The organism is Azospirillum himalayense, from assembly GCF_042657465.1.
Classification (GTDB): domain Bacteria; phylum Pseudomonadota; class Alphaproteobacteria; order Azospirillales; family Azospirillaceae; genus Azospirillum; species Azospirillum himalayense.
The window spans coordinates 138,509-144,672 of the sequence record NZ_JBHSLC010000081.1 but is presented as its reverse complement, the minus strand read 5'-3'; the positions used below and the strand labels follow the sequence as shown (position 1 = coordinate 144,672).

The following is a 6,164-nucleotide window of genomic DNA, read 5'->3' as shown; positions in this document are numbered from 1 at the left end:
GGTCGTGACAATCCTCGATCAGCCAATCCGGCGCATAGACTTCCCCGGAGCCAGGATCGGCCGTCAGCAGGAGCAATATCTGCTCCCGTGTCAGGTACCCTTGGACCATGAGCCTGCTGCTGTATTGGGGCTTGGGCATGCCGGGCTCCATCGACCTGTGCACCCGGTCAGGATGCGCTTGACGCACCATTCTGACAATCGCTCACCCCTGCCGCCGGTCCGCAGATCTGGCACGTATGTCCTGTGCTTCGAGCCGGGCCTGCACCGATCGCGCGACCAGCTCCCGGCTCTGCTCCTGCAGTGACCGTGCCCGTCTGAAGGCGTTTTCCCGAAGTTGGAGGAGCCGCTGAAACCGGGCTCCGGAAGCTCGTGTGTCCATGGAGGTTTAACCCGGCCGGCAACACTGCCGTTCCGGCCGGATCGTGTTCCGCACCACGATCTCGCTGGCTGGGCAGTGGATCTGACGGACATCCCAACCAAGTATGACCTAAGGTACTGAACATATTCTCAATGCAACTACGTTGAACGCCCTTGGGTTGCGGAATGGCTTGATTGCCGCCACCCCAGGAGTATGACATGGACTATGAGTTGCAATGCATGATTCTATGTCCGCCTGATCAAGTATCAGATCGCAGTGCCTATGGTGAGATACTTCAAGAGGTGGCGGAATTAATTCAGCGTAGACTCGATGATAGAGGTGCTTATTATTTTATAGAGGTTCGTGATGTCCGCAAAGGCGAGAAGGTTTTTCGTACAGCCGGTTCTCCTAAGACACCGTAAAACCTGAAAAGTTAAGCGTTTCTACTCAACTCAGCCGCCCGGCATCCCGCCCGGCGGCCTTTTTCATGCCCAAAGGAGGGGCACCCATCATGCTGCCACTGCTCATTCCCATCATCTCCGCCCTGGCCCCGGTGCTGCTGCCGGAGGTCGCCAAGGCCGCCCTCGACTCCGGCGAGACCGCGCAGAAGGTCGGCGAGGCCGCGGTGTCCGTCGTCTCCGCCGTGACCGGCCTGCCGATCACCACCCCGGAAGGTGCGGCTCACGCGGCGGCCACGGTGAAGGACGATCCCGCCATGCTCGCCGAACTGTACCGCCAGCAGGGCGATCAGGTCGTGGCGCTGCTTCGGCTGGACAACGAGGACCGGGCGAGCGCCCGCGCCCAAACGGTCGAGCTCGCGAAGGCCGGCAGCCGCATCTCCTGGGGCGCACCCATCGTCTCGGTGATCGTGCTGCTCGCCTTCGGCTACGTGCTCCAGCTCGTCCTGACGCAATCCATCCCGCCGGGGCAGGAAACCACCGTCTCCATCATGCTTGGCGCCTTGACCGCCATGGCGACGTCGGTGGTCGGATACTGGGTCGGCTCCAGCGCCGGGTCCGCCGCCAAGGACAAGCTGCTGCGGAAGTGAGGGACTCGCCGTGACTGCTCCTCACCTCACCGCCCTCGCCGGGGCCGCCGGGTTTGTCCCGGTGGCCCTCTGTTCCTGCCTGCTTACCGTCCCGGAGCAGCCACTTCGTCACAGCGCCTTGCGGAAGAAAACGACGCGTTCTGTCTCTTCAAAGCCGAGCGCGGCGTGCATGTGTCGGGACACATCATTCCCTATGTCCGCGTCGGAGGCGAACTCCGAACAGCCCTTCTCCTTTCCCCAACCTTCGACAGCCTGGATGAGCAGGCGGGCGACGCCCCGCTTCCGTTGTGCGGCCCGCACGTAGATTCCCTCCAGGAACGCGACTGGTGAGGTCTCGCATCCATTCACATAGTCCCGGCGCAACGAGGCCTCCGCAAAGCCTACAGCTACCCCGTCCTCGTCCCGTACGATGAATGCGGCCGCTCGCTCCGGAGCGACGAGGTCATCCGCAGCTTCGGTGCGGTGGGTCGCGATCGGCGCCTCCGGCCACAGTTCCCACCGCAACGTTGCCAAATCATCAAGCGTTTCATGCGTGCATCGCTCGACGCGCATCCGGCGTTCCCTTCCTCTGTCCATCATCCAGTCGGGTGATGTGCGAAGCGCTGACACGGCCTTCAAGGCGCATGGTGACCACCTGTGCGGCGAACTGGTTGTCCGCCGCGTGACGCCGATCCTGTGCGATGCTTGGCCGAACCGGCAGGTGCTGAACACACCCCATCGCAATAGCTGGGTGCTCGTTCTGGTGGCCAGCAGTTCAGGTCGCTGCTGATGATGGCTCAGCAACCACCCGGACCATACCGGTTTGCCCATTCGACACGACTTCGCACCCCGCTTTCTTCAGGCGAGATATGAACTTTTTCGTCTCCAAGGTTATCAGGCCGGATGCGATCAGCGCGCGACGAGCCGTCTTCAGCGAGATCCACCCATCCTTGTCGGCCGGGCAGATTCCCAGCACCGACCGCACGGTGTCGGCGGACCAACCGCCATCCAGGTCCAAATCCGAGGCCTTCAGCAACAGCGGGTCCACAGGTGGGAGGACGACGGTCAGATCCGCGTTCGTGACGAGTCGGCGGGGAAGCCGATCCATCAGGGGGATGAAGGCAAACACCTTCACTCCCTCCCCCTTGAGGCGCCGAGCTACGGCCCCGAATCCATCGTCGCCAGAAGCAATGATGACCGACTTCACCCGCTTGCGCTCCGCAAGCACTGCGGCGTGCATCGCCAGCATGAAATCGGCCGCGTTTCTCCCACTCAAGTCAGGAGCATGTCGAACTTCTACGCCCTCAACCCGACTCCAACCTGTTTCCATGCAGGAGAAGGCGATCACGGAGCGCACCCGGCCCAACTGTATCGCTGCGGCCTTGATCGACGGCCAATAGGATGGGCGGAAGTTCTCCCCATCGATAAGGAGGTCAACTTTCATCTCCGGGAAACCCGTCTCCTATTCCTGATCCGCCAACTATAGCCCAGCCAGCGTTGCGGCCCCAGAGCCGGAAGTGCCATGGCGGCGGAAATGGTCACCGCAGTCTCAGCTTCGGTGTCAATGACTCTTTGTTCTTGAAAAGTTCTTTTCCCGCGCCATCCTCCCAACAAGGTCAGGTGGGTGGAGGGGAGCATGCAGGCGCCAGAGCCGATTGTGATGCGGTCGTGCCAGGTCGTGTCTGTGGAGGCCGTTGTGCCGGCGGGATTCCCGTCGCCCGCGGCGGACTATGTGGAAGGCCGAATCGATCTCGCCGAGGTGCTGGTGCCCCACCCTTCCGCCACCTTCACCTTGCGTGTCTCCGGTCATTCCATGGTCCGGGCCGGCATCCATGACGGCGACCTTGCCATTGTCGATCGGTCGCTGACCGCGCGTCACGATGACGTGATCGTCGCAGTGTTGGATGGAGAACTGACGTGCAAGCGTCTGCTGAAGCGTGGCGCCCGCGTGTGGCTGGTGCCGGATTCGGATGATACCGCATACCGTCCGGTCGAGGTCACCGACCGGCCCGACTTTGAAATCTGGGGCGTGATCACGAGCACCATCCGCCTGCATCGGCGGTGATGGCCATGGCGCCGCCGCGGGTTTACGGGCTGGTGGACTGCAATAATTTCTATGTGAGCTGCGAGAGGGTGTTCGATCCCCGGCTAGAGGGTGTGCCCGTCGGTGTGCTTTCGAACAACGACGGGTGCTTCGTCGCCCGCTCCGCCGAGTTGAAGGCGTTGGGCGTGAAGATGGGCCAGCCGCTGTTCGAGGTGCGCGAACTGGTCCGCCAGCATCGGGTTCGGGTGCTGTCCTCCAACTACTCGCTGTATGGCGACCTGTCGGCCCGAGTGACCGACTGCCTGCGCAGCTTCACGCCTCGGTTGGAGGTCTACAGCATCGACGAGAGCTTTTTGGACCTGAGCGGCTTCGAGGGCCGGGACCTGCTGGCCTATGCCGCAGAGATCCGGGCGACGGTCCGAAGGTGGACCGGCATTCCGACCTGTGTCGGGATCGGGCCGACCAAGACGCTCGCCAAGGTCAGTAATCATGCCGCGAAGAAGGCGCTGCTGGACGACAGCGGGGTCTGCGACCTGGGCGGCGAATCGGAGCGCGAACATGTGCTGCGCGTGGTGCCGGTCGAGGACGTCTGGGGCATCGGCCGGCGCTCTGCGGAGAAGCTGGGCATGCTGGGGGTAAAGACCGCGGCGGACCTGCGCGACATGGAGCCCCGTCGCGCCCGGCAGGTGCTGACGGTGGTTGGGGAGCGAATCGTCTACGAACTGCGCGGCTTGTCCTGCCTGCCGCTCGATCAGGCGCCGGCGCCGCGCAAGACGACGGCGGTTACCCGCAGCTTCGGCCAGCCGATCACGGAGTGGGAGCCGATGCGGGAGGCGGTGGCGGCCTATGCGACCAGGGCCGGGGAGAAGCTGCGTGCCGAGGGGCTGGCTGCGGAGGCTCTCCAGGTCTTCATGCACACGTCGCCCTTCCGGCCGGGCCCGGCCTACAGCAACGCCGCGACCGTCGAGCTGCGACCGGCGACCGACGACACCTTCGCGCTGATCGCCGCGGCGACTGCCGGCGCCCGCAGGATTTGGCGCGACGGCTTTGCCATGTCCAAGGCCGGGGTGATCCTGACCGGGCTGGTGCCGGTGTCCAAGGTACAGCCGGACCTGCTGGCCGCCGCCGATCGGGCGCGCGGCGCCCGCCTCATGGCGGCTATGGACGCGATCAATAGCCGGATGGGCCGCGACACGCTGGTGCCGGCGGCCACCATCGGCCGAGCGTGGCGCATGCGGCAGGACAGCCGGTCGCCCAGCTACACGACGGAGCTGGACGACGTGCCAGTGGTGCGGGCTTGACCGAGCAACGCGACCTGAGTGCCGAGCGTCCCAGGATATTCCATGCTCTCAAGACTGCGGAACTTCCCTACGCTGAATTTGAGTTGCCATTGAAGTGCGGCAAAAGATCGACAGCCAGTTTGGAAGTTACCTACGCTTCCGCCCCCGAATCAGTGGGGATGGAACACCGCCTTTGGAACTTCCCTACGGTTACGATTCGGACGATTCTCCCCAGTCCGAAGCACGGAATATCCCTACGCCAGTCCCGGAACATCCCTACGCGAATCGGCTTTTCCCGTGGAACTTCCCTACTAATCAAATAGATTCTTTCAAATAGACTCTCAAATAGCCTGCGTAGGGATCTTCCAAATTGCACCCCGGTCGTCGCCATGATCCACTCAGCACAAGATGAAGGGGGATGACATGGCAGCGGTCCATAAGCTGATCCGCACGCATGGCCGCGATGCCGCGCGTCAGATGATCGCAAAGGAAGAAATCCCGTTCTTCCAGGTCGCCACATCCATCCTTGAAGAGGAAAGTAACGAGACCGGAATCACCTATTCCGGCTTCTGCATGACCTCCCTCCCCCATCGCCGCTTGGCAGATGATCTCCCATGGGTGCGCTCCAACGGGAGCATGTCTTTGCTCATCGAGCCTGGACGCCGTCCCAAGGTCAAGAACCCACGCTCGGCGAATGATTATGAACTCATCGGCGTTCCATATGGGGCCAAAGCCAGACTTATTCTCCTATACCTCCAAACCGAAGCTCTTCGGAACAATTCTCCAGTCGTAGAACTCGGCCGGTCAATGAACAACTGGCTGGAACGGATGGACATTTCCTCCGGTGGCGCGACCTATCGCGAGGTGAAGAATCAGGCAGAACGCATCAGCCGCTGCAAGCTAACCTTCGATTATGACGGCCCCTACAAGGGAGCCATGGCCAGCGGCCACACCAATGACAGCATTGTCCGCAACGCCATCAATTTGCGGGCGACGGATGGCCAGGGCTCGCTCTGGGACGACACCGTTCAACTTTCCGATAGCTTTTTCCGCATGTTGAAGGATCACCCGGTTCCAGTCTGGGAGCCTGCGATTCGTGCCATCGCCGGGAAAAGCGCCGCCATCGACGTCTATATCTGGCTGGCCTACCGGCTCCATGTGCTGGAAAAGCCAACTCCAGTCAGCTGGGTCGCGCTGTATGAGCAATTCGGCACCGGCCGCCGCGACGAAGACGACTCAACCTATCGAAGCCGCCTCCGGGCCTTTAAACCAGAGTTCCGCACTGCATTGCGCTATGCCCTCTCGGTCTACGAAGACGGGAACGTCGAAGAGGCGGATGACAAGGGCGGGCTCATTCTCCATCCATCCAGGCCGCCGGTCCCAGAGCGCCTTCTGCCGAAGCCAGCGTAGGGAAGTTCCAACGCTGGCTTCGGCGCCGGAGTCCACCCTAGTAGA

At 62.5% G+C, this 6,164-nt stretch carries 7 protein-coding genes; 5 read left to right on the top strand and 2 right to left on the bottom strand.

Annotated elements, in window-relative coordinates; translation table 11 throughout:
* The first annotated feature begins 576 nt into the window (after positions 1-576).
* On the top strand, positions 577-780 hold the full coding sequence (locus ACFPMG_RS24810; RefSeq protein ID WP_376997928.1) for a hypothetical protein: 204 nt from the start codon (positions 577-579) through the stop codon (positions 778-780).
* 89 nt (positions 781-869) lie between these two features.
* Entirely contained in the window at positions 870-1,406 is a 537-nt protein-coding gene (locus ACFPMG_RS24805) for a hypothetical protein (protein WP_376997927.1), read from the top strand.
* Between the two features lie 108 nt (positions 1,407-1,514).
* On the opposite strand, the gene aac(6') is transcribed toward ACFPMG_RS24805, so the two are convergent.
* Together aac(6') and ACFPMG_RS24795 are read right to left on the bottom strand one after the other, a co-directional pair.
* A complete protein-coding gene (gene aac(6') / locus ACFPMG_RS24800) occupies positions 1,515-1,958 on the bottom strand; it encodes an aminoglycoside 6'-N-acetyltransferase (protein ID WP_376997925.1) in 444 nt (147 codons plus the stop codon).
* A gap of 202 nt (positions 1,959-2,160) precedes the next feature.
* Complete coding sequence (locus tag ACFPMG_RS24795; protein WP_376997924.1) at positions 2,161-2,829, bottom strand: NYN domain-containing protein; 669 nt, start codon at positions 2,827-2,829, stop codon at positions 2,161-2,163.
* A 192-nt stretch (positions 2,830-3,021) separates the two neighbouring features.
* On the opposite strand from ACFPMG_RS24795, the gene ACFPMG_RS24790 reads away from it, so the two are divergent.
* From ACFPMG_RS24790 to ACFPMG_RS24780, 3 genes are all read left to right on the top strand, one after another.
* A complete protein-coding gene (locus ACFPMG_RS24790; RefSeq protein ID WP_376997923.1) occupies positions 3,022-3,450 on the top strand; it encodes a LexA family protein in 429 nt (142 codons plus the stop codon).
* 5 nt (positions 3,451-3,455) lie between these two features.
* Complete coding sequence (locus ACFPMG_RS24785; protein WP_376997922.1) at positions 3,456-4,730, top strand: Y-family DNA polymerase; 1,275 nt, start codon at positions 3,456-3,458, stop codon at positions 4,728-4,730.
* Positions 4,731-5,132: 402 nt separating this feature from the next.
* Positions 5,133-6,119, top strand: coding sequence for a replication protein RepA (locus ACFPMG_RS24780; RefSeq protein ID WP_376997921.1), 987 nt, complete (start codon positions 5,133-5,135; stop codon positions 6,117-6,119).
* The last annotated feature ends 45 nt before the right edge of the window (positions 6,120-6,164 follow it).

Bases quoted from the DNA above. Each gene is read 5' to 3' on its own strand.
- ACFPMG_RS24795 (WP_376997924.1), bottom strand. From the start codon at position 2,829: ATGAAAGTTGACCTCCTTATCGATGGGGAGAACTTCCGCCCATCCTAT.
- ACFPMG_RS24810 (WP_376997928.1), top strand. From the start codon at position 577: ATGGACTATGAGTTGCAATGCATGATTCTATGTCCGCCTGATCAAGTA.
- ACFPMG_RS24785 (WP_376997922.1), top strand. From the start codon at position 3,456: ATGGCGCCGCCGCGGGTTTACGGGCTGGTGGACTGCAATAATTTCTAT.
- ACFPMG_RS24805 (WP_376997927.1), top strand. From the start codon at position 870: ATGCTGCCACTGCTCATTCCCATCATCTCCGCCCTGGCCCCGGTGCTG.
- ACFPMG_RS24790 (WP_376997923.1), top strand. From the start codon at position 3,022: ATGCAGGCGCCAGAGCCGATTGTGATGCGGTCGTGCCAGGTCGTGTCT.
- ACFPMG_RS24780 (WP_376997921.1), top strand. From the start codon at position 5,133: ATGGCAGCGGTCCATAAGCTGATCCGCACGCATGGCCGCGATGCCGCG.